Origin of the sequence: Actinomadura terrae (assembly GCF_022751215.1) — a bacterium.
GTDB lineage: Bacteria > Actinomycetota > Actinomycetes > Streptosporangiales > Streptosporangiaceae > Spirillospora > Spirillospora terrae.
The window spans coordinates 173,931-195,970 of record NZ_JAICDG010000002.1; the positions used below are offsets into that span (position 1 = coordinate 173,931).

Sequence of the window (22,040 nt, forward strand, 5' to 3'; positions counted from 1 at the left end):
GCCCGGGCCCGGGCGGTGGGATCGGACGCATGACCATGCCACGCATCGCAACGGCCGTCGCCGCGCTCGGCGTCGCCGGGCTCGTCGGCTGGACGGGGACGGTTTCGGCCGCGGCCTCGGCACCGGCGTCCCGGCCGTCCTCGCCCGGCGGCCTGTCGCGTTACCTCGGGCAGCGGCTGGACTGGGGCGCCTGCCCGTCCGACGCCGCCGAACTGACCAAGGCGGGCGCTGAGTGCGCGAAGGTGCGCGTACCGCTCGACTACGCGGCGCCCGGCGGGCCGTCCATCGAGATCGCCGTCTCCCGCGTCAAGGCGAAGGATCAGGCGCACCGGCGCGGCATCCTGCTCGCCAACCCCGGCGGCCCCGGCGGGCCGGGGCTGGAGTACGCGGCGCTGATGCGGCCCGCGATGAAGGACGCGGCGGACCGCTACGATCTCATCGGCTTCGACCCGCGCTTCGTCGGCCGCAGCACCCCGATCTACTGCGGGGACTCGCCGAAGCCCGCCGACACGCATTCGCGGCGGGAGGCGTTCGAGGCGTCGGTGCGGAACGCGCGGGACACGGCCGAGCGCTGTTACGAGCACGGGAACAACGCGGCACTGCTGCCCCACGCGTCCAGCCGGAACGTCGCCCGCGACATGGACCTGATCCGTGCCGTCCTCGGCGAGCGCAAACTGTCCTACTACGGCATCTCCTATGGCGCCGACCTCGGCGCCGCGTACACGCAGCTGTTCCCCGGGCACGCCGACCGCATCGTGATCGACAGCGTCACCGACCCGGCGAAGACGCAGTACGAGAACTTCCAGGCCGCCGGTCCGGCGCAGGAGCGCGGCCTCTCCGAATGGGCCGCGTGGACGGCCCGCCGCTCGGACCGGTACAAGCTCGGCAGCACGCCCCGCCAGGTGAGGGCGACCGTCGAGAACATCAGCGCCAAGACCGACAAGGGCCCCCTCACGCTCGGCGAGTACAAGGTGAACCCGAGCGTGCTCGGGCTGTTCCTGCGCCAGATGGTCGGCATCGAGGAGAACAACGACGTCCTCGCGAGGAGCGTCCAGAACCTGGCCGACGCCGCCGCCGGACGGCAGGTGAAGCCGATCCCCGAACTCGCGGGCTGGCTCGGCCTGTTCGAGAACCCGAGCCCCGAGCTCGACAACCTGTTCAACAGCGGCAACGCGGTCATGTGCGGGGACGGCGGCTGGCCCGCCGGGGGATGGCCGACCGAACCGGAACAGTACTGGCGGAACATCGAGCGGGCGCGCCCCACCCAGCCGGTCTTCGCGGCGGTGGCGAACGCGATCTTCCCGTGCCCGTTCTGGAAGACCGAGCCGCGCGAACCGGGCGTCGCGGTCGACAACCGCGTGCCGCTGCTCCTCCTCCAGGCCACGCGCGACAACAACGTCCCCTACGAGGGCGCGGTCGCGTTGCACCGCAGGCTGAAGGGCTCCCGCATGATCTCGGCGGACCTGCGCTCGCACGGCGTCTACGGACGCGCCGTCGACGGCCTCACCCCCGTCCCCTGCGCGGACGACGCCGTCAACGCCTACCTGCGGACCGGCACGCTGCCCGCCGCCGACCTCACCTGCGCGCACCCCCAGGAGCGACGATGAACAAGCACGTCACCGGCACCCTGGCCGCGGGCGCGCTGCTGGCCGCCCTCGCGCCGTCCGCGTCCGCAGCGGCCCCGGCTACGAGCGATCTTCAGCGGGACGCGGACGCCATCCACGCGACCGGCGCCACCGGCGTCCTCGCCGAGATGCAGACCGACCACGACAGCCGCGTCGCCCGCGCCGGAGTCGCCGACCTGAAGACCCGGCAGGCCGTCCCGTGGAACTCCTACTACCGGATCGGCAGCGACACCAAGACGTTCACCTCGACCGTCGCGCTGCAACTGGTCGGTGAGGGCAAACTCCGGCTGACCGACACCGTCGAGAAATGGCTCCCCGGCGTCGTCAAGGGCCACGGGAACGACGGGCGCAAGATCACTGTGAAGAACCTGCTGCGCCAGACCAGCGGCCTGAACGACTACGTCGCGATCCAACTGGGCGACGGCAGCGACCTGACGCCTGAGAAGTACAAGGAGAACCGGTTCCGCTCGTCCACGCCGAGCGAGCAGGTCGCGGCGGCGATGACCGAACCGCCGCAGTGGGTCCCGGACGCGGCGAACCCCGCGGAGGAGACCCACTGGGGCTACTCCAACACCAACTACGTGCTCGCCGGGATGATCATCGAGAAGGTCACCGGGCACCCGTGGGAGCAGGAGGTCCACGACCGGATCATCGAGCCGCTCGGCCTGCGGCACACGATGACGCCCGCCGGGTCGTCCTACGTCCCGCAGCCGAGCGCCACCGCCTACACCCGGTTCCCGGGACGGACCGACCTCACCGACACCTCCGTCGCCACGGGCGGCTGGGCCGACGGCGGGATCATCAGCACGACCCACGACCACGGGACTTTCCTCCGCGCGCTGATGAGCGGGAAACTGCTGAAGCCCGCCCAGCTCGCGCAGATGAAGCAGACCGTGAAGGTCACCGACTGGGTCTCCGCGCCCGGCGTCCGGTACGGCTTGGGCATCGCGTGGCGGCCCGCCGGGAACTGCGGCGGCGGGATCTGGTTCCACGGCGGCACGAGCCTCGGCGTGGTCTCGGAGTCGGGCGTGACCCCGGACGGCCGCCGCGCCGCGAACGTCGCCGTCTCCACCTTCCGGGTCGGCGGCGACGGCCAGGAGGCCCAGGACAGGGCGTCGCTGCGGCTGGTCGAGGCCGCCCTCTGCCCCACCTCCCGCTAAGGCGCAGGTCAGAACCCCGCCGCGGCCCGCAACGCGCCCCGGGCCGCGGCGGTCCGCCGTCGTAGCGCCGACGCGGGCAACGGCTGGGCAAAGAGGCCCATTCTAATCTTGACTCATTCAAGAAAGCGCGCCAGTCTGTGGTGCGTGGCGACGCCCATGGACTTCCGGCAGATGCTGCGCGGGGCCGCGCTGCGCGTGACCCGGCCCCGCCTGGCGGTGCTGAGCGCGGTTCACGCGCATCCGCACGCCGACACCGACTCGATCATCGGTGCCGTGCGCGCCGACCTCCCGGCGGTGTCCCACCAGGCGGTGTACGACTCGCTGCGCACGCTCACGGCGGCGGGTCTGGTGCGGCGCATCCAGCCGTCCGGCCATGTGGCCCGGTACGAGTCACGGGTCGGCGACAACCACCACCACGTCGTCTGCCGGACCTGCGGGGAGATAGCCGACGCCGACTGCGCGGTCGGCGAGGCGCCCTGTCTCACCGCGTCCGACGACAGCGGCTTCTCGATCGACGAGGCCGAGGTCATCTACTGGGGCCTGTGCCCCGGGTGTGCCACAACCCAGAGTTCCTGATGCGCACCGCTTAGCCCTGGAGGAACCATGTCCGAAAACAACGAGAGCACCGTCAACGACACGAACGCCGACGCCGCGGGCAAGTGTCCGGTCGCGCACACGCGCGCGTCCCACCCCACTCAAGGCGGCGGCAACCGGGGCTGGTGGCCGGAGCAGCTCAACCTGAAGCTCCTCAACAAGAACTCGCCCATGGTCAACCCGCTGGGCGAGGACTTCGACTACGCCGCGGCGTTCAACAGCCTCGACCTGCCCGCCGTGAAGCGCGACATCGCGCACGTCCTCACCGACTCGAAGGACTGGTGGCCCGCCGACTTCGGGCACTACGGCCCGCTGATCATTCGGATGGCGTGGCACAGCGCGGGCACCTACCGCGTCAGCGACGGCCGCGGCGGCGCCGGAGCGGGCCAGCAGCGCTTCGCGCCGCTCAACAGCTGGCCCGACAACGCGAGCCTCGACAAGGCCCGCCGCGTGCTGTGGCCGGTCAAGCAGAAGTACGGCCGCAAGATCTCGTGGGCCGACCTGATGATCCTGGCGGGCAACGTCGCGCTGGAGTCGATGGGCCTGAAGACCTTCGGCTACGCGGGCGGTCGCGAGGACGCCTGGGAGGCGGAGGAGGACGTCTTCTGGGGCCCCGAGACCGGCTGGCTGGACGACGAGCGCTACAGCGGCGACCGCGAGCTGGAGAACCCCCTGGCCGCGGTACAGATGGGGCTCATCTACGTCAACCCGGAGGGCCCGAACGGCAACCCCGACCCGATCGCCGCGGCCCGCGACATCCGCGAGACGTTCGGCCGGATGGCGATGAACGACGAGGAGACCGTCGCGCTGATCGCGGGCGGCCACACCTTCGGCAAGGCGCACGGCGCGGCCCCGGCCGACAGCATCGGCCCCGAGCCCGAGGGCGCCCCGCTGGAGGACCAGGGCCTCGGATGGAAGAGCACGCACGGCACCGGCAAGGGCCGCGACTCCCACACCAGCGGCCTTGAGGTCACCTGGACGGCCACCCCGACCACCTGGGACAACAGCTTCTGGGACAACCTCTTCGGCTACGAGTGGGAGCTGACCAAGAGCCCCGCCGGGGCGCACCAGTGGCGGCCGAAGGACGGCGCCGGGGCCAACACCGTGCCCGACCCCGAGGACGGGACGCTCAACCGCCAGCCGATGATGCTGACGACCGACCTGTCGCTGCGCTTCGACCCGATCTACGAGCCGATCTCGCGCCGCTTCAAGGACAACCCCGACGAGTTCGCGGACGCGTTCGCCCGCGCCTGGTTCAAGCTCACCCACCGCGACATGGGGCCGCTTCCCCGCTACCTCGGGCCGGAGGTCCCGTCCGAGACGCTGGTCTGGCAGGACCCCGTCCCGGCGGTGGACCACGAGCTCGTCGGCCCGCAGGACGTCGCCGACCTCAAGGCCCGGCTGCTCGACTCCGGCCTGTCGATCTCGCAGCTCGTCGCCACCGCGTGGGCGTCGGCCGCGTCCTTCCGCGGCACCGACAAGCGCGGCGGCGCCAACGGCGCGCGCATCCGGCTCGAACCGCAGCGGAGCTGGGAGGTCAACAACCCCGACGAGCTCGCGAGGGTGCTGAGCACGCTGGAGCGGGTCCAGGAGACCTGGAACGCCGAGCAGACCGGCGGCAAGCGGATCTCGCTGGCCGACCTGATCGTGCTCGGCGGGTGCGCCGCGGTCGAGCGGGCCGCCAAGGACGGCGGCCACGAGATCGAGGTGCCGTTCACGCCCGGACGCACCGACGCGTCGCAGGAGCAGACCGACGTGGAGTCCTTCGCGGTGATGGAGCCGGCGCACGACGGCTTCCGCAACTACCTCGTGAAGGGCCACCTGCTGCCGGGCGAGTTCCTGCTGATCGACCGGGCGAACCTGCTCACGCTCAGCGCGCCGGAGATGACCGTGCTGCTCGGCGGGCTGCGCGTGCTCGGCGTGAACCACGGGCAGTCGTCCCTCGGCGTCCTCACCGACCGTCCCGGCACGCTGACCAACGACTTCTTCGTGAACCTGCTCGACATGGGCACGGTGTGGAAGGCGACGTCGGAGGAGGCGGAGACCTTCGAGGGCCGCGACGCCTCCGGCACGGTCAAGTGGACCGGCAGCCGCGCCGACCTCGTGTTCGGCTCGAACTCCGAGCTCCGCGCGGTCGCGGAGGTCTACGCCAGCGACGACGCGAAGGAGAAGTTCGTCCAGGACTTCGTCGCCGCGTGGCACAAGGTGATGAACCTCGACCGGTACGACCTCGCCTGATCGTCCCGGTGACGTCCAGGTCGGCCCGTGCGCGGGTCGGCCTGGACGTTTCCGCTGTTCAGGGGGTCTTCGGGCGGCAGTTCGGGCACAGCCCCCAGAACGTGACGTCGGCCTGGTCGACCAGGTACCCCTCGTCGTCGGACGGGTCGAGGCAGGGCGCGGCGCCCTTGACGCAGTCGACGTCCCTGACCGCGCCGCACTCGCGGCACACCAGGTGGTGGTGGTTGTCGCCGACCCGCCCCTCGAACCGGGCCGGGCTGCCCGCCGGTTCGATCCGCCGGACGAGGCCCGCCGCCGTCAGCGCGTGCAGCGCCTCGTAGACGGCCTGGAGCGAGATGTGGCCGACGCGGTCGCGCACGCCCGACGCGATCGTCTCGGCGTCGAGGTGGTCGCCGCTCCGGACGGTCTCGAGCAGCGCGACGCGTCCGGCCGTCACCCGGAGGCCGGCACCGCGCAGTTCATCGGCGATGGACGGAGCGGGCTGAGCGGTCACGATGGCCGAACCTGCCCTTCACGAATCACGAACGACTCAAGTCAACAAATGACATCAGTCTAAGTCACTTTTCTCATGATGCGCCGGGACGGCCGAGGTCGCCGGGGGGACGCGACCCGGTCAGGAGTTGCCCTGGCCGCCGCCGCTGGTGCCGCCGCCCTTGCTCCCGGCCCCGGCGAGGATGCGGTCCACGAACACGTGGTATCCGACCTCGCCGGTCGGGTGCCGGTACCGGATGCGCCAGGCGGCGGGCGGCGGGTACTTCGGGACGTCGACGGCGACCTTCCAGGGCAGCGCGACGTTCCGGAGCGTCGTGGTCCTCCCGTTGATCGTGTAGGTCAGCGACGTCAGCCGGACGTCGCCGTCCAGCCGGATCTCCAGCACGCGGGAGCGCGCGGCGGGCGACGCCGACGCCGTCCTGCGGGGTGTCGGGGACGCGGAGCCCGTCTCCCGGGCGTCCTCCTTCGGGTGAGCGTCGTCCTTGAGGAAGAGGGACGTGCCGACGGCGCCGCCGCCCAGGCACGCGACCAGGACGCCCGCGCCCGACAGCAGCAGCACCCACCGCCGCGCGGCCGGTGGCACCGGCGGCGCCGTCGGGGGGTTCTCGATCTCGGCGATGTGCCGGTGGATCTCGTCCTGGATCGGCGGCGGCCATGCCGCCGGCGGTTCGGGCGCGAGCGCCCCGGCCAGCTCGCGCAGGTCGGGACGGGACGCCGGGTCGGGGCGCAGGCAGGCGGCGATCACCGCCCGCAGGCCCTCGTCGGGGACGGCCGCCAGACCGTCGCCGGGAGGCTCGCCGGTGCACGCGAACGCCAGCGTGGCGCCCAGCGAGTAGATGTCGGACGGCGGCCCGGTCACCGCCCCGGCCTCCTGCTCGGGCGACATGAACCCGCGCGACCCCGCCGGGCCTCCCGCGACCGGCGCACCGGCCCGCGAGTCCTGGGCGATGCCGAAGTCGATCACGCGCGGTCCGTCGCCGGTGAGCAGCACGTTCGCCGGTTTCAGGTCGAGGTGCGCGTATCCGGCGCGGTGGATCAGCGTGAGCGCCTCGACCAGCCCGGCCGCCAGGACGCGCGCCGCGCCCGGCGGCAGCGGGCCGAACCACCGGACGGCGTCGCGCAGCGACACCCCCGGCACGAACTCGGTCGCCATCCAGGGGCGCCGCCCGCCGGTGTCCGCGTCCAGCAGGCCGGGCCCGTACAGGCCGCCGACGGCGCGGGTCGCGGCCACCTCGCGGTGGAAGCGCGCGCGGTGCTCCGGGTCGTCGACGAACTCGGCGTGCATCATCTTCACCGCGACCGCGCGGCCCCCGGCGGACCGGCCGAGGTAGACGACGGCCATGCCCCCGGACCCGGCGCGCGCCAGGATGCGGAACCGTCCGACCGACCTCGGGTCGCTCTGCTCCAGCGGCCGCACCGGCTAGACCCCGTCCGGCGGGGTGAGGGCCACCACGGACCCGTTGGCGGTGCCGATGAACACCGACCCGCCGACGGCGACCGGCGCGGACGTCCGGATCGTCACGTCGGCCGGGTAGCGCCACCGCGTGTGCCCGTCGGCCGCGTCCAGCGCGTAGACGTTGCGGTCGGCGCAGGCCACGTACACCGTGTTCCCGGCGACGCCGAGTGCGTTCCACTGGTTCCGGGACGTGGACCCGAACAGCCGCCGCGTCCACACCTGTTCGCCGGTCGCGGCGCGGAGGGCGAGGACGTCCCCGGTGGGCGTCCCGTAGTAGACGAGCCCGTGCCCGGCCGCGAACCCGGAGCCGTCGAAGACGTCCTCGTGGATCTGCCGCTTCCACACGAGCGCACCGGTGTCGGCCCGCAGCGCGTGCACCGCGCCCGGGCCGTCACAGGCGAACACCAGGCCGTAGCACGCCTGCGGAAAGTGGCCGAACCTCGCCGGGTACGTCCATCGGAGCCGTCCGGTGCCCGCGTCCAGGGCCGACACCGTCGACCTGTCGACCGCGACGACGACGTCGTCCCCGGCGGCGACGCCGTATTCGGCGCCGACGCGCGCGTCCCAGCGCCGCCGCCCGGTGCGCGCGTCCAGGGCGGTGACGGTCCCATGACCGATGCAGGACACTTTGGTGCCCGCCACCAGGTACGTCGGGATCGTCTCGGACGTCCAGGGATACCCCCACCGCTCGGTCCCGGACGAGGCGCGCACCATGCGGACCCGGTCGCCGACGGGGTCGAAGAGGAACACCCCGTCGTCGTCCACGCTGATATGGGCGATGTCCCACGAGGACTGTTTCCAGCGGGTCCGGCCCGTTCTCGGGTCGAGCGCGCGCAGCTGCCCCTCGGAGTGCGCCAGCACCACCCCGCCCGCGGTGACGAGGTCGGGGTAGTACTCGCCCACGTTCACCTTCCACCGCCGGACCGCGAGCGGCGGCGGGGTCAGGGCCGGTGAGGGACGCGCGGACGGCGACGTCGCCTTGGTCGCCGGGCCAGGGGCCGCCTGGCCGCCGCCCCGGCTTCGCGACAGCGCGACCAGCGCCGCGCCCGCACCGGCGAACGCCAGCGCCGCCGCGCCGCCCGCCACCAGCACGCGCCTGCTCACCAGGGGCGCGTCGCCGTCCGTGGCCGGAGGCTCGGGCGGGTGCCGCGCCTGGTGCGCGCGGTCGTCGATCGCCTCGGCGATCCCGTTCGGGAGCCACCGGGCGCCGTGCGCGGGGCCCGTCCCGTCCAGCCTGGCCAGCAGCTCGGCGGCGGACGGCCGCAGGCCCGGCTCCGGCTGGCGGCAGTCCTCGATCAGGTCGCGCAGCCACGCGTCGTCCAGCGCGCCGAGCCCGGCCTCCACCCCGTCGCGGGACGGCTCGGCGCCGGTCGCGGCGAACGCGAGCACGGCGCCGAGCGAGTACACGTCGCTGGACGGCCCGACCCTGCGCCCCGCCGCCTGCTCGGGCGACATGAACCCCGGGGTGCCGGGGTTGAACCCCACCCGCGTGATCGTGACGGCGTCCTCGGGACGGGCGATGCCAAAGTCGATCACCCGGGGGCCGCCCGCGGTCAACATGATGTTCGCCGGTTTCAGGTCGCGGTGCGTCAACCCGGCGCGGTGGATGTCGACCAGCGCCTCGGCGAGCCCGGCGGCCAGCGTGCGGACCGCCGCCGCCGGGAACCTTCCGTGCTCGGCGACCGCCTCCCGCAACGTCAGCCCCGGCAGGTAGGCGGTGACCAGCCAGGGCGCCTCCGCGCCCGCGTCGGCGTCCAGCACCGGTGCCGTGAACGCCCCGCTGACCGTGCGGGCCGCGCCGACCTCACGCCCGAACCGGGCCCGGTAGGTCGGGTCGCCCGCGTGCCGGGCGCCGATGACCTTGACCGCCACCGTGCGCCCGCCGGGCGAGCGGCCGAGGTAGACCACGCCCATGCCGCCGGCGCCGAGCCGGGCCAGCAGGCGGTAGCGACCGACCCGTCCGGGATCGCCCGGCCGCAACCGCTCCACGCCCCTGCCTTCCCCGCACCCGTCCTGAGATCACATCGCCCCCATAATGGCGCCCCCGTCCCCCGTCCGGAAGCCGGGACGCCTTTGTTGGTAATTCGACTCACACGCGGGTCGTGAATTGAGCCAGGCGATCACACGGCGCGAATATCCAGGTGCCTCGACGCCGATTCCGATTACTCGGAGTCAGCGTGCGAGGGTGGCGAGGGCGTCGATTACCGGGGCGGGATCGAGCGGGCCGAGGTGCGAGGCGCCCGGGAAGTCGTGCACGCGGAACCGGTTGCGCGGGGTCAGCTCGTCGGCCTCGGCGATCATGCGGTCCTGGAGCGCGGTCGCGATCGTGCGGTCGTTGCCGAACCGCAGGTAGGTGCGGGGGAGGCGGCCCCAGGTCTCGGCGCGGCCGACCGCCCGCCCGGCGTAGGCCCTGATGGGCTCGTCGGTCTGGACCATGCCCAGCGCGCGGCGGAAGGCGTCGTCGGGATAGTCCGCGCACATCATCGCCTTGAACGCGGCGAGATCCCTCGCGTCGCCCGTGCGCGGGTTCAGCCGCATCACGCCGAGCCGTTCGGAATCCCCGATGATCTGGTCGTAGGGAATGAGCGCCTCCTTGTTCTCGGGCGCCGCGGTGCAGTCGTCCGGAGTGGGCATGCTCCGGCTCGGGCAGAACGCGGCCATGTAGCAGATGTGGTGCAGCAGGTGCGGGACGGCGTCGCCGACGCGGCTGACCGAGGCGCCGCCCAGGCTGTGCCCGACCAGCACGACCGGGCCGAGCGCGGCGGCCCGGCGCACGACGCCGGTGACGCGCCGCTCGTAGTCGTCCAGGCCGATGCCCGCGAGCGGCGACGGCTCGGTCGCCAGCGCCTTGAGGTCCTGCCGCTGGTACGCCTCGGGGATGAACGCCTCGGCGCCGTGCCAGGGCTGGTCGACCGTGACGGCCCGGTGCCCCCGCAGCGACAGCTCGCGGGCGATCGGGAGCCAGAAGGCCCCGGCGCTGTGCGTCCCGTGGACGAGGACGAAGGTGGTCGGCCGCCGGTGCGTCTCGGCGCTCGCGTGCGGGGCGTCGAGCCCCGCGGCGAGTGCCGCGCCGCCCGCCGCCAGCCCGAGTCCCCGCAGTGCCGCCCGCCGACCGGGCAGGGCCGGTCCGGTGTGATCCGTAGTCATGATCGAACCGTAGGAAGCGGCCGGAGACCCGGACAGGGGCCTAGGTTCACCTCCGGGGTGGGCCTGACACCCCAACCGGCCGGGTCGTCAGCGGCCCGCCGTCGCGTAGCGGCCGCCGGTGAAGATCAGCGGCGGCTCGGCGACGCGTCCGGGGACGACGTCCACGACGTCGCCGACGAACAGGGTGTGGTCGCCGAGCCGGATGCGCCGCCGCACCCGGCAGTCGATCGCGACCAGGCTGTCCAGCAGCAGCGGGTTCCCCGTCGCGGGCGTCGGCCGCCACCGTACGCCCGCGAACTGGTCGGCCTCCATCGGCGCGCTCTCGGCGAACCGCTCCGCCTGTTCCCGCTGGTCGCGGGCCAGGACGTTGACGGTGTAGGAGCCGTTGCGGTCGAGGATCTCGTGCGTGCGGGTGCGGGTGCCGACGGACACCAGCAGCGTCGGCGGGTCGGTCGAGACCGAGAGCACGGCGTTCATCGTCATCGCGTGCGGCCTGCCCTGGCAGCGGGTCGTGAGCGCCACGACGCCGGTCGGCAGGTGCCGCATCGCCCGCCGGTGTTCCTCACCCGTCACCACACCGGCGCCTTGGGCGCGGGCCCGGTGAGGGCCGGGAAGTGCGGGACCACCTCCGCGGCGATCTGCTCGACCACCTCGGCGGCCGGACGGGAGCCGTGCTGCACGCCGAGCGCCGCGTGGTTGATTCCGGCGTCCTGCCAGCGTCCGAGAATGTCGATCAGCCCCTTGGTGCCCGTGCGCATGACGAACCCGGCGCGCAGCGGCGTGGGCGGGTGGTTCGCGTCCTCGACGAGGTCGATCCACTCGTTGGTGGCCACGGGCTTGAACTCCCCGCCGGGGACGAGGTCGCGCCACTTCTTGGCCTTGCGTCCGAGGGCGCTGGTGCCCATCGAGGTATAGGGGTCGCCCGGGTAGGTGAGCCAGCCGTCGGCGTGCTCGGCGTTCCACTCCGGCGTCTGCTGCGACGACCCGGTGACCAGGATCGGGATGCGGCGGCTGACCGGCTTCGGCAGCAGGTCCACGTCCCGCATCTGGCCGAGCGGGGACGACACCACCGGGCTCCGCTGTTCCAGCAGCGTGCGGAACATGTCGACGGCCTGGCGGAAGCGCTCGCCGCGCGTCTCGTAGTCCACGCCGTAGGCGGGGAACTCGGCGGGCCGGTCGCCGCTGGCCGCGCCGAGGACCAGCCGTCCGCCCGAGAGGTGGTCGATGGACGCCGCCTGCTTGGCGAGGTCGAGGGGGTGCCGCAGGGTGAAGATCGCGCTGCCCGCCGCCAGCGCCGCCTCCCGGGTGTGCGCGGCCAGCCAGGCGAGATACGTCCAGGGGTCGTAGACCTGGCCGACGTCGCCGAAGCTCGGAACGGTCAGCGGGACGTCGCGGACCCAGATGGCGGAGAACCCTGACCGGTCGGCCAGCTGCACCGCCTCGCCCTGGCCGGACATCTTCGCCATGTCGCCCGAGTAGGGCCACAGCGGCAGGAACAGGCCGACGGTGAGCCGCCCGGGCGCGAACATCCGCCGGTACCCCGGGTGGTCGTCCAGCAGGGACATCTCGGCCTCCAAATAGAGCGTTCGTTCTAGTGCGCGGACGATCTATCTCTAGCACTAGAACGAACGTTCTATCAAGTACGCTGAGACGATGGACGCACCCTCGGTGACCCGCGCCCCGGCCCGCGCCCCCGCCGACGGCACCCGCGCGCGGATCGTGCGCGCCGCCGCCGTGCTGATGCAGCGGCAGGGCTACGAGGCGACCGGCATCAAGCGCATCGCGCAGGACGCCGGGGCCACGCTCGGCTCGGTGTACCACTTCTTCCCCGGCGGCAAGAAGGAGCTGGCCGTCGAGGCGCTGCGGCACGGGGCCGACGAGTTCACCGACCTGCTCCGCACCGGCCTGGACAGCAGCGACGACCCCGCCGAGGCCGTCGCGGAGTGCGCCCGGCTGCTGGCGCGGACGCTGCGCGACTCCGACTGGACCGACGGCTGCCCGGTCGCCGCGACCGCGCTGGAGTTCATCGGCCGCTCACCCGCGATCCAGCGCGCGTCGGAGGAGGCGCTGCGGCAGTGGCGCGACCTGCTGGCGGGCAAGCTCGGCGCGGCCGGGCTCTCCGACGACGTCGCGCGCGAGCTGGCGTGCTCGGTGCTCAGCACCCTCGAAGGCGCCGAGCTGCTGTGCCGGGTCTCGGCGAGCGAGGAGCCGCTGCACATCGCCGCCCGCCACCTGGCCCAGCTGATCCGATCCTTCTGACTACACGTCTTGCGCGCAGCGGAAGCCGTGCGCGAACGACGACCAGCCGCTCGGGTCGCCGTGCATGCGCTCGCTGCACCGGGTCTGATAGCGGAAGTTCATCCAGGAGCCCCCGCGAATGACGCGGTAATGGCCCATGGCGGCCCGCAGCGTCGGGTCGCATTCGGTCGACTCGGCGTAGAGGTGCGAGAGCGTCGAGGTCCATTCGTAGACGTTCCCGGCCATGTCGGCGCACCCGTACTCGCTGTCGCCGCGCGGAGAGAACGCTCCGACCGGGGACGTGCGCGGGACCGGGCCGTCCTGCGCGCACGTCGCCTGCCACCACGACTTCCACGCCGCGAGCGTGTTCAACGTCCCGGCGTGGAACTCGGCGGTGTTGGCGTTGGCGGTGTCCCACTTGTCGCCCCACGGCCAGACGCGGAAATCGGGGCCGCCGCGCGCCGCGAACTCCCATTCGGCCTCGGTCGGCAGCCGCTTTCCGGCCCAGGTCGCATAGGCGACGCAGTCCTGCCAGGAAACGTGCACGACGGGATGGCCTTGCATTTCCGCCGAGCTGGTGCCCGGCCCGCCCGGCGCGCGCCAGCACACGCCGTCGGTCTCCTGCCATCCGCGCTCGGTGTACACGAGGCCGTAGCCGCGTTCCTCGGCGTCGGTGACATGGCCGGTGGCCTCGACGAACGCGGCGAAATCGGCGACGGTGACGGGATGGCGGTCGATCCGGTAGGGCGCGAGGCGCTGGACGAACTGGGGCGTCTCGTCGCCGAACCAGATGCGGGGCAGCGGCTGGTCGTTCTCGTCCAGCCAGTCCAGCAGCCACGGAGGCGACCCCTGGAGGAATTCCCCTCCGGGGACCCGTACCATTTCCCCCACCGCGTCCTCCCATCGGACGTTGATGCCTTTTCCAGGCCATCACGGTTACGCCGCCGCGACCATCTCCCCGATTGCTCGCCGGTGCCCGATATGATCGCGACTTCCGGAACAGGAGGATGGCGCGCGTGGACATGAAGATCGAGGTCGTCCCGATCCCCGTCTCCGACCTGGACGCGGCGAAGGACTTCTACGCGAACACGATCGGATTCGACGTGGACATCGACCGCGTCGTCCCCGGCGGAAAGCGCGTCCTGCAACTCACCCCGCCGGGCTCGGGCTGCTCGATTCACCTGGTCGAGGGCGCGCATCCCGTGGTCGGTCTGACGGTCGTCGTGCCCGACATCCGCGCGACCCGCGCCCGGCTCGCCGCGTCCGGCGCCCCGGTCTCCGAGGTCATGCACCACGAGGACGGCGAGCAGGTGCCGGGTTACAGCGACGAGCCGTGGAGCGCGACGGCGTCCTTCACCGACCCGGACGGAAACCACTGGACCATCCAGGAGCGTCCGTCCGGCGGCTGAGGCTCGGGAGGGCTCAGGTGGCGCCGCTGTCGTGCTGCGCCAGCCAGCGCGGGTTCGCGCGGGCCCACTCGATCGTCCGGGCCAGCCCCTCGCGGAGCGTGGTCCGGGGCGTCCAGCCGAGCAGCTCGCGGGCCTTGGCGTTGTCGGGAACGCGGCGCGGCAGGTCCTCGTAGGTCGCGCCGAACGACCGCGAGGTGTCGACCGGGATCGTCGCCTCGGCCCCGGTCAGCTCCGCGACCAGGTGGACGGCGTCGGCGATCGTGGTCTCGGTGGTGCCGCCGATGTTGATGGCCTCGCCGGGCGAGTCCGGGTGCGTCCCGGCGAGGAACGTGCCCTCGATGACGTCGTTGACGAACGTGAAGCAGCGGGTCTGCTTGCCCTGGTCGTAGACGATCGGCGGCAGCCCGTTCAGCGCCCGGTGCACGCTGCGGCTGACCAGGTAGGCGGGGCGCTGGCGCGGCCCGTAGACGTTGAAGTAGCGGACGATCGTCGCGTCCAGGCCGTGGGCGCGCGCGAACGCGAACGTGAGGTGCTCGGTCAGCGCCTTGCTGGAGGAGTAGGCCCACCGGTCGGTCGTCGTCGGGCCGAGGACGCGGTCGTCGTCCTCCCGCCAGGGCACGTTCGGGTTCTTGCCGAAGATCTCGCTGGTGCTGGCGACGACCAGCCGCGTCCCGGCCTTGGCGGCCAGCTCCAGGACGTTCCTGGTGCCGGTGACGTTGATGTCGATGACCTCCAGCGGCCGGGCGAGGTACTGGTCCACGCCGACCGAGGCCGCCAGGTGGTAGACGACGTCGACACCGGAGCGGATCGCCCTGGCCAGCGCGTCCTGGTCCCGGACGTCGCCGCGGACGTGCTCGCCCACCTGGTCGGCGGCGCGCGAGTCGGCGGGCGGCTCGGCCGCGTCGAACACCGTCACCCGGTGCCCGTCGGCGATCAGCTTCTCGACCAGGTGGCTGCCGATGAACCCCGACCCGCCGGTGACGACCGCGTGCGGGGCGCTCATCGGCCGATCCCCCGGTACCGGTAGCCCAGCTCGCGCAGCATGGCGATCTTCTCCTTGGGGTAGTAGGCGCGGCCGTCCAGCAGCAGGCAGGAGGCGGCGACGGGCAGCGCACCGAAGTCGATGTCGCGGAACCGCTCGTGCAGCGCCAGCACGGCGACGCAGTCGGCGTCGCGGACGGCGTCCTCCAGCGACTCGGTCGGACGCGTCCCGACGAGCCGTTCGGCCTGGTCGGGGTCCACGAGCGGGTCGTGCGAGCGCACCGCGACGCCCGCGGCGGCCAGCTCGGCCACCACGTCCCGGACGGGGGTCGCCCGCAGGTCGCCGGTGTTGTTCTTGAACGCCACGCCGAGGATCGCGACGGTCGAGTCCGCCGGGTCCTTGCCGCGCTCGCGCAGGTCGTCGAGGATCAGCCGGGCCGTGTAGGCGGGCATCCCGGCGTTGGCCCGCCGTCCCACCTCCGGGGTGTGGATCTCCAGCCCGCGGGACGCGGCGGTCTGCCACACCATCCACGGGTCCTTGGTCAGGCACGACCCGCCGACCCCGACGCTCGGAAGCAGGATGTTGACGCTGCCCTTGCCCTTGGTGATGGAGTTGGCGGCGGAGATCACGTCGAGCACGTCCACCTCGAACAGCGAGCAGAACTGGGCCAGCTCGTTGGCGAGGGCGATGTTGAGGTCGATCCACCAGTTGTCGGCGAGCTTGACGATCTCGGCGGACTCCAGCGAGTCCTGCGGGATCACCTGGACGTTCAGCGCCTTCTGCCAGAACGCCATCGCCTCGGTGGTGCTGCGCTCGTCGAGCCCGCCGACGACGATCGGCAGCGTGCGCAGGTCGGTGAGCGCGGTGCCCTCGGCGAGCCGCTCGGGGCAGAAGGCGAGCAGGAAGTCGCGCCCGCCGGCCAGGCCGCCCGCTTCGAGCAGCGGCAGCACCAGCCCGCGGGTCGTGCCCGGCGGGACGGTGCTCTTGCAGATGACCAGCTGCCCTTTCCGCAGGTGGCGGGCCAGTTCCGTGCACGCGCCGCGCAGCTGGTGCTCGGCGAGTGTCAGCTCGTCGGTGATGGGCGTCCCGACCGCGATCAGCACGACCGGCGCCTCGGCGACGGCGGCGTAGTCGGTGGTGGCGCGCAGGCGTCCCTCCTCCAGGGCCCGCTGCGCCGCGCCCGCGACGCCGGGCTCCTGCGAGCGGACGATGCCCGCGCCGAGGTCGGCGACGAGGTTCGGGTCGGTGTCGACGCCGATGATGTCGAAGCCCGCGTCGGTGAGCGCCGTGGCGACGCACAGTCCCACGTATCCGAGCCCGATCACGGCGATCGTCTGTCTGTCCGGCATGACGGTCCTCACCAGGTGACGGGGAACGCCAGCAGTCGCTGGACGGTGGCGTCGTTGAATGCGGGGATCTCGGCGACCGGGATGGCCGGACGCAGCGAGGGAAGGCGCTTGGTGAGCGCGCGGAACGCGATCCGCAGCTCCAGTTGCGCCAGGTTGTGGCCCAGGCAGCGGTGCAGCCCGTAGCCGAACGCGAAGTGGTGGTCGGGCGGCATCGTGATATCGAGCGTCCCCGGGTGGCCGGTCACGCTCGGGTCGAGGTTGGCCCCGGCGAAGCTGACCAGCAGCCCGTCGCCGGCCTTGATGACCTGACCGGCGATCTCGATGTCCTCGGTGGCGACCCGGGCGAGCTGCTCGACCAGCGACGTGTGCCGCAGGATCTCATCGACCGCCGCCGGGATCAGCGTCTCGTCCTCCACGAGCGCCGCGTACTGGCCAGGCGTGTCGAGCAGGGCGAGCGTGCCGAGCGCGATCGCGCTGGTGGAGGTGACCGTGCCCGCGACGAGGATCGCGAACGCGAACTGGACGAGTTCGCCGGGGGCCATCCGCCCCTCCGCGACCTCGGAGTCGAGCAGCTCGGTCAGCAGGCCCTCGCGCAGGTTCGCCCGCTGGTCGCCGACGAGGTCGGTGAGGTAGCCGGTCAGCTCCTCCATCGCCGCGTCCGCGCGGTCGGGGTCGAACAGCTCCCGCGCCGGCTTCTCGAACCGCTCCCGGTCCTCGTAGGGGACGCCGAGGAACGCGCAGACCACCATCATCGGGACCGGCGCGGCGAACGTCGTCATCAGGTCGGCCGGCGGGCCCTGCGCGAGCAGCGCGTCGACGCGCTCGTCCACGATCCGCTCGATCTCGGGACGGTGCGTCGCGATGCGCCGGGCCGTGAAGTGGGGGAGCAGCATCTGCCGCTGGCGGGTGTGCTCGGGCGGGTCGACGCCGAACAGCGCGCCCGCGAAGCCGCCCTCCTCCTCCTTCGCCATCTCCCTCGTGCCGCGCATGTGCAGGTGCCGCTCGTCCAGCACGGGGTAGTCCGGGAAGCCCGACCGGCTGGACATGCGCTTGTCCGACAGCAGCGCGCGGATCTCGGCGGGGCCGGTGGCCAGCCAGGTCGTCCGGCCGTCGTAGAGCCGGACGCGTTGCAGCGGCCCGGCGGCGTGCAGGCCGGCGGTTCCGTCCGGCGCCCGGTAGGGGCATTCGCGGGTGAGCGGGTAGTCCGGCAGGTCGCCGGTCGGGGTGGGGTCGACGGGTGTGGCCGTCATGTCGTCCTCCTTCCGGCGGTCAGCGGTGCGCTTCCTGGAAGCCGATGTGGGCGAAGTGGTCGGCGATGGCGTGGAACGACTCCTTGGGCTCCAGCCGGTAGTCCGAGCCCGCGTCCGCGAAGTCGTCGCGGATCGTCTTGACGATGCACATGCTGGCGGTGTCCAGGTCCAGGCGCGGGTCGGAATGGTGCGGGTGCGTCGGGTGGACGAGTTCGGAAACGGTCGCGCCGCGCACCCCGGCCTCCTGGAAAATGCCGAGCATCTTCAGGTGGTAGGCGGCCTGCGCGCTCTCGTCGCGGGTGTAGGAGTCCAGCACGACGGGCGGGTCCTGGTAGCGGTCGACGATGTCGTAGAAACGGAACGCCATCTTCTCGGCATCGGTGTAGGTGGCGGTTCCGTATTCCGCGATGTCGATCGGCTTGTTCCACTTGCGGTAGGGGCTGATCAGGCTGATGTGGTCGGCCGCCGTGGGCAGGTACGTCGGCAGGTACTGGTACATGAGCGCGATGCTGTCGAACGGCGTCCAGTCGACCTGCTCGAAAGGCGCGGCCGAATAGCTGAGCGGGCCGTCGAAGAGGGAGCGGGCCGTGGCGGCGGCGCGGCCGAGGAAGTCGTTCAGTGGGGCCGCCGCCTCGGTGAAGTCGATGCGCCCGTCGGGCTTCAGCAGGTAGTGGTCGAGGTCGGCGTAGGCGTTGGCCATCCGCTGGTGGTAGGGGTGGCCTGGGGCGATGCCCGGCGTGAAGATCAGGTGGACGGCGCCGACCGTCAACTCGACATCGCCGCCGTCGGCCCGCATCGTCTGCGCCAGCCGGGCGGCCTCGGCGAGGTGTTCGAGGATCTCGTCCTGGGTGTGGTCGACCAGCCGGGGCTGGAGCCGCACGCGCAGCCCGTTGTCCAGGGCGGCCGAGGCGGTCGCGGCCAGCCGGGAGTGGTCGGTGCCGTAAATGGTGACGGCGTTGCAGTTCAGCTGGTCGCTGATGAGGGAGATCTCCTCGAACATGTGGGCCTCGTTCCACATGATCCGCGACAGTTCCCCCTGGCCCGTGCTGAAGTTGGTCCCCGTGTCGTAGGCGACCCCGCGCAGGGCCAGGCTCGCCGGTTCAGGCGTGGCCATTCCGCTCCCCTTTTCGGCTCGAAATTGTTTAGAGGTTCTTGAGTTCCTGGTCCGGGCGCGGCAGCACCCGCGAAAGGACGCGCTGGAAGTCGATGATCAGATCCATCATCGACTCGGTGGTGAAAAGGTTGCTGAGATAGCCGACGCTGCCGACGATTCCGGGCGCGTTCAGCTCCAGGTTCCACAGCGCGCCGTCGGGGAGCGCCGAACCGACCGCCTGCGGCAGCATCCGGCGCCGCATCGCGGTATAGGCGAGGTCGCCGACGGGCTTGTCCGCCATGATCAGCGGCGACTGGACGACCTGGAAGGCCAGGTCGGCGGTCCGGTCGGTGCCCGCCGCGTCCAGCAGGTTCGGCGCCGCGGCGAGGATGTCGTTGAACGGCAGCTCGTGCGTGTGGGCGGCCAGGCAGGTCTGCCGCACGGCGGCCAGCACGTCCGCGAACGTCCGGCAGGGCGCGAGATCCACCCGCAGCGGGACGAAGTTGTAGAACGAGCCGACGGTGTCGAGCATCCGCGACTGCATCCGCCCCGGGGTGAACGTCGGCGCGACGATGTCGTCGCCTCCGCCGCGCTCGCGCAGCAGCAGCGCGTAGGCCGCCAGCAGCACCATGAACGGCGTGGTGCGCGTCGTCCGCGCCAGGCGGAGCACGGCGGTGCGGAAGTCCTCGGCCAGCAGGAACCGGTGCCAGGACGTAGCAGCGGGCAGCTCCGCACTGCGCGCGTGGTCGGTCGGGATCGGCGTGATCTGCGCGCCGCGCAGCGTCTCCCGCCAGAACGCGCGCGAGGCGTCCGCCGCCGGGCCGCGCTCGTACTCCCGCTGCCACGCGACGAACTGGCGGTACTGCCCCGGGTCGGGCAGGACGGCCGGGCGCCCAGCGCGTCGCGCCGCGTACAGCTCGGCCAGGTCCCGCACGACGAGCTGCATCGACCAGCCGTCGACGGCCGTGTGGTGGGCGGCCAGCGCGAGCACCGCGTCCCGCTCGTCGAACCGGCCGAGCACCGCGCCGATCAGCGGCGTCTGGTCGATCGTGAAGGGGGCGGACTCGACCTCGTTGACCAGCTCCTCCGCCTGGAGGTCGCGCGATCCCTCCTGCCCGGAGAGGTCGTGGACGGTCAGGCTCGGCGACCCCGGCTCGCCCACCACCTGGCAGGAGTCGTCACCGTCGCGGACGAGCGAGGTGCGCAGCGACTCGTGCCGCACGACCAGGTCGTCCAGCGCGCCCTGGAGGGTCGGGACGTCGAGCGGGCCCGCGAGACGCCAGCCGCCGACGATCGTGTACCAGGGGCCGAACGGCCCGGCGTCGGTGCCGGAGTCGATGAGCCGCAGGAAGTCCTGCTGGAGCGAGAGCGGGATCCGCTCCGCCTGCGCGGTGATGGTTCCGTTCGGGTGTGACATGCCCGGTCCTCTCTCGCGTGCTACCAGGTCACGGGGAAGGAGTAGAGGCGCTGGAGCGTGCCGTCGTTGTTGTTGCTCTCCATTTCGCTGATCGGCACGGCGGGCCGCAGCGTCGGGAACCGCTGCGTGAGCGTGTGGAAGGCGATCTCCAGCTCCAGGCGGGCGAGGTTGTCGCCCGGGCAGCGGTGGATGCCGTGGCTGAAGGAGAAGCTCGGCTTCGCCGGGCGGTGGATGTTGAACCGCGCGGGGTCCTCGACGTGCCCGGCGTCGAAGTTGACCCCGGCGCAGCTGATCAGGATGCCGTCCCCGCGCTTGATCGTGGTGTCGCCGAGCGTGATGTCCTCGGTCGCGACCCGGGCGAACGCCTCGACCAGCGAGACGTAGCGCAGGATCTCCTCGACGGCCGCCGGGATCAGCGACGGGTCGGCGCACAGCGCCTCCCACTGCTCGCGGTGGTCCAGCAGGGCCAGCGTGCCCAGGGAGATGACGTTGGTGGTCGTGTCCGTCCCGGCGACGAGCATCGACATCGCGATATGGACGAGTTCGTCCCGGCCGATGTTGCCCGTCGCGAGGTGCTTGGCGACGAGGTCGTCCAGCAGGCCGGTCGTGTCGTTGTCGCGGTTCTCCTGCTTGCGCTGGATGAGGCGGTCCAGGTACTCGCCGAGCTCCTGGGTGGCCTCCTCGGCCAGCTCCGGGACGAACAGCTTGTGCGCCGGGGTCTCGAACTCCGCGTGGTCGGAGTAGGGGACGCCGAGCAGCAGGCTCATCACCATGGACGGGACGGGCTGCGCGAACATCGGCACGAGGTCGGCGGGCGCGCCGTGCTGCTCGATCTCGTCGAGCTTGCCGTCCACGATCGCCTGGATCTCCGGGCGCAGCCGCGCCGTCCGGCGCAGCGTGAACGGCGACATGATCATCTGCCGCTGCTTGGTGTGCTCGGGCGGGTCGACGCCGAACAGGACGTCGGCGTACCCGGAGTCGACGACCTTCTCCATCTCCTTGTTGAGGAGGGGATAGCCCGGGCCACGGTTGCGGATCGACACGCGCCGGTAGTCCGAGAGCAGCGCGCGCGCCTCGGCGGCGCCGGTGACGAGCCAGGCCGTGCGGTCGTTGTAGAGGCGGACCCGGGTGAGCGGGCCGGCGGCCATGAGCGGCTCGTGACTGGTGGAGGGCCGGTACGGGCATTCCCGGGCGATCGGGTAGGTCGGCAGCTCGGCCAGGTTCGCCGGCCTGGCCGGTTCGGGCAGCTCGGCCGGGTTCGCCTGGCCGGCTGGTTCCGCGGGTGACAAGGCCATGGGTCACAACCCCTCGCGTCGTGGGAGACGGCTTCCCCCGCACATCCTTGGGCCGACCCGTCGGCGCCTCCATCCTCCAGAATGCGGGCCGCCGGGGCCGGGCGGCCTCCGGGGCCCGGCGGGCGGTCGCGGCACACCGGTCCTGGCCTGTCAAGGTCCAGGCAAGCGGACTCTCACCCCGTCGGTCAGGACGCATTGTTTGGCCAGGAATGGCGCTCTCCCGTACTTGCGGAAGGGCCGTGACATGGATGTATCTTGTGGGAGAAAAGGGCCGGGCGAAACTCGCCGGTAACTA

The 22,040-nt window shown here is 72.3% G+C and carries 19 protein-coding genes; 6 read left to right on the top strand and 13 right to left on the bottom strand.

What is annotated here, in order from left to right; genetic code table 11:
* Nucleotides 1-29 precede the first annotated feature (29 nt).
* The 4 genes from K2F47_RS10905 (at nt 30) to katG (ending at nt 5,617) form a co-directional block, all read left to right on the top strand.
* Nucleotides 30-1,607, top strand: a complete 1,578-nt coding sequence (locus K2F47_RS10905; RefSeq protein WP_242902756.1) for an alpha/beta hydrolase — start codon at nt 30-32, stop codon at nt 1,605-1,607.
* A complete protein-coding gene (locus tag K2F47_RS10910; RefSeq protein WP_242902757.1) occupies nt 1,604-2,785 on the top strand; it encodes a serine hydrolase domain-containing protein in 1,182 nt (393 codons plus the stop codon). The genes K2F47_RS10905 and K2F47_RS10910 overlap by 4 nt, the downstream gene beginning before the upstream one ends.
* A gap of 171 nt (nt 2,786-2,956) precedes the next feature.
* On the top strand, nt 2,957-3,361 hold the full coding sequence (locus K2F47_RS10915) for a Fur family transcriptional regulator (protein ID WP_272496974.1): 405 nt from the start codon (nt 2,957-2,959) through the stop codon (nt 3,359-3,361).
* A 27-nt stretch (nt 3,362-3,388) separates the two neighbouring features.
* Nucleotides 3,389-5,617: a catalase/peroxidase HPI gene (gene katG / locus K2F47_RS10920; protein ID WP_242902758.1), complete on the top strand. Its 2,229-nt coding sequence runs from the start codon at nt 3,389-3,391 to the stop codon at nt 5,615-5,617.
* A 58-nt stretch (nt 5,618-5,675) separates the two neighbouring features.
* Here the strand turns inward: katG and K2F47_RS10925 are convergent, their stop codons facing one another.
* The 6 genes from K2F47_RS10925 to K2F47_RS10950 form a co-directional block, all read right to left on the bottom strand.
* Nucleotides 5,676-6,110, bottom strand: a complete 435-nt coding sequence (locus K2F47_RS10925; protein WP_242902759.1) for a Fur family transcriptional regulator — start codon at nt 6,108-6,110, stop codon at nt 5,676-5,678.
* 120 nt (nt 6,111-6,230) lie between these two features.
* A complete protein-coding gene (locus tag K2F47_RS10930) occupies nt 6,231-7,526 on the bottom strand; it encodes a serine/threonine-protein kinase (protein ID WP_242902760.1) in 1,296 nt (431 codons plus the stop codon).
* A 3-nt stretch (nt 7,527-7,529) separates the two neighbouring features.
* Complete coding sequence (locus K2F47_RS10935; protein WP_242902761.1) at nt 7,530-9,554, bottom strand: serine/threonine-protein kinase; 2,025 nt, start codon at nt 9,552-9,554, stop codon at nt 7,530-7,532.
* Between the two features lie 183 nt (nt 9,555-9,737).
* Complete coding sequence (locus K2F47_RS10940; RefSeq protein WP_242902762.1) at nt 9,738-10,712, bottom strand: alpha/beta hydrolase; 975 nt, start codon at nt 10,710-10,712, stop codon at nt 9,738-9,740.
* A gap of 87 nt (nt 10,713-10,799) precedes the next feature.
* Nucleotides 10,800-11,285, bottom strand: coding sequence for a flavin reductase family protein (locus K2F47_RS10945; protein WP_242902763.1), 486 nt, complete (start codon nt 11,283-11,285; stop codon nt 10,800-10,802).
* On the bottom strand, nt 11,282-12,277 hold the full coding sequence (locus tag K2F47_RS10950; RefSeq protein ID WP_242902764.1) for an LLM class oxidoreductase: 996 nt from the start codon (nt 12,275-12,277) through the stop codon (nt 11,282-11,284). Before K2F47_RS10950 ends, K2F47_RS10945 begins: the two co-directional genes overlap by 4 nt.
* Nucleotides 12,278-12,365: 88 nt before the next feature.
* Here K2F47_RS10950 and K2F47_RS10955 point away from each other — a divergent pair, with 88 nt between their 5' ends.
* Entirely contained in the window at nt 12,366-12,971 is a 606-nt protein-coding gene (locus tag K2F47_RS10955; protein ID WP_242902765.1) for a TetR/AcrR family transcriptional regulator, read from the top strand.
* Here the strand turns inward: K2F47_RS10955 and K2F47_RS10960 are convergent, their stop codons facing one another.
* Nucleotides 12,972-13,832 carry a formylglycine-generating enzyme family protein gene (locus K2F47_RS10960; RefSeq protein WP_242905893.1) on the bottom strand — a complete coding sequence of 287 codons (861 nt, stop codon included), beginning with the start codon at nt 13,830-13,832 and terminating at the stop codon, nt 12,972-12,974. It lies immediately after the preceding gene.
* A 140-nt stretch (nt 13,833-13,972) separates the two neighbouring features.
* Between K2F47_RS10960 and K2F47_RS10965 the strand changes: the two genes are divergently transcribed.
* Complete coding sequence (locus K2F47_RS10965) at nt 13,973-14,359, top strand: VOC family protein (protein WP_242905894.1); 387 nt, start codon at nt 13,973-13,975, stop codon at nt 14,357-14,359.
* Between the two features lie 13 nt (nt 14,360-14,372).
* Here the strand turns inward: K2F47_RS10965 and K2F47_RS10970 are convergent, their stop codons facing one another.
* From K2F47_RS10970 to K2F47_RS10995, 6 genes are read right to left on the bottom strand one after another with little or no spacing between them, the layout of a single operon-like run.
* Nucleotides 14,373-15,362: an NAD-dependent epimerase/dehydratase family protein gene (locus K2F47_RS10970; RefSeq protein WP_242902766.1), complete on the bottom strand. Its 990-nt coding sequence runs from the start codon at nt 15,360-15,362 to the stop codon at nt 14,373-14,375.
* A complete protein-coding gene (locus K2F47_RS10975) occupies nt 15,359-16,690 on the bottom strand; it encodes a nucleotide sugar dehydrogenase (RefSeq protein WP_242902767.1) in 1,332 nt (443 codons plus the stop codon). Before K2F47_RS10975 ends, K2F47_RS10970 begins: the two co-directional genes overlap by 4 nt.
* Nucleotides 16,691-16,698: 8 nt before the next feature.
* Entirely contained in the window at nt 16,699-17,940 is a 1,242-nt protein-coding gene (locus K2F47_RS10980) for a cytochrome P450 (protein WP_242902768.1), read from the bottom strand.
* A gap of 19 nt (nt 17,941-17,959) precedes the next feature.
* A complete protein-coding gene (locus tag K2F47_RS10985; RefSeq protein ID WP_242902769.1) occupies nt 17,960-19,054 on the bottom strand; it encodes a hypothetical protein in 1,095 nt (364 codons plus the stop codon).
* Between the two features lie 28 nt (nt 19,055-19,082).
* Nucleotides 19,083-20,450, bottom strand: coding sequence for a condensation domain-containing protein (locus K2F47_RS10990; protein ID WP_242902770.1), 1,368 nt, complete (start codon nt 20,448-20,450; stop codon nt 19,083-19,085).
* Between the two features lie 20 nt (nt 20,451-20,470).
* On the bottom strand, nt 20,471-21,745 hold the full coding sequence (locus K2F47_RS10995) for a cytochrome P450 (RefSeq protein ID WP_242902771.1): 1,275 nt from the start codon (nt 21,743-21,745) through the stop codon (nt 20,471-20,473).
* Between the last annotated feature and the right edge of the window lie 295 nt (nt 21,746-22,040).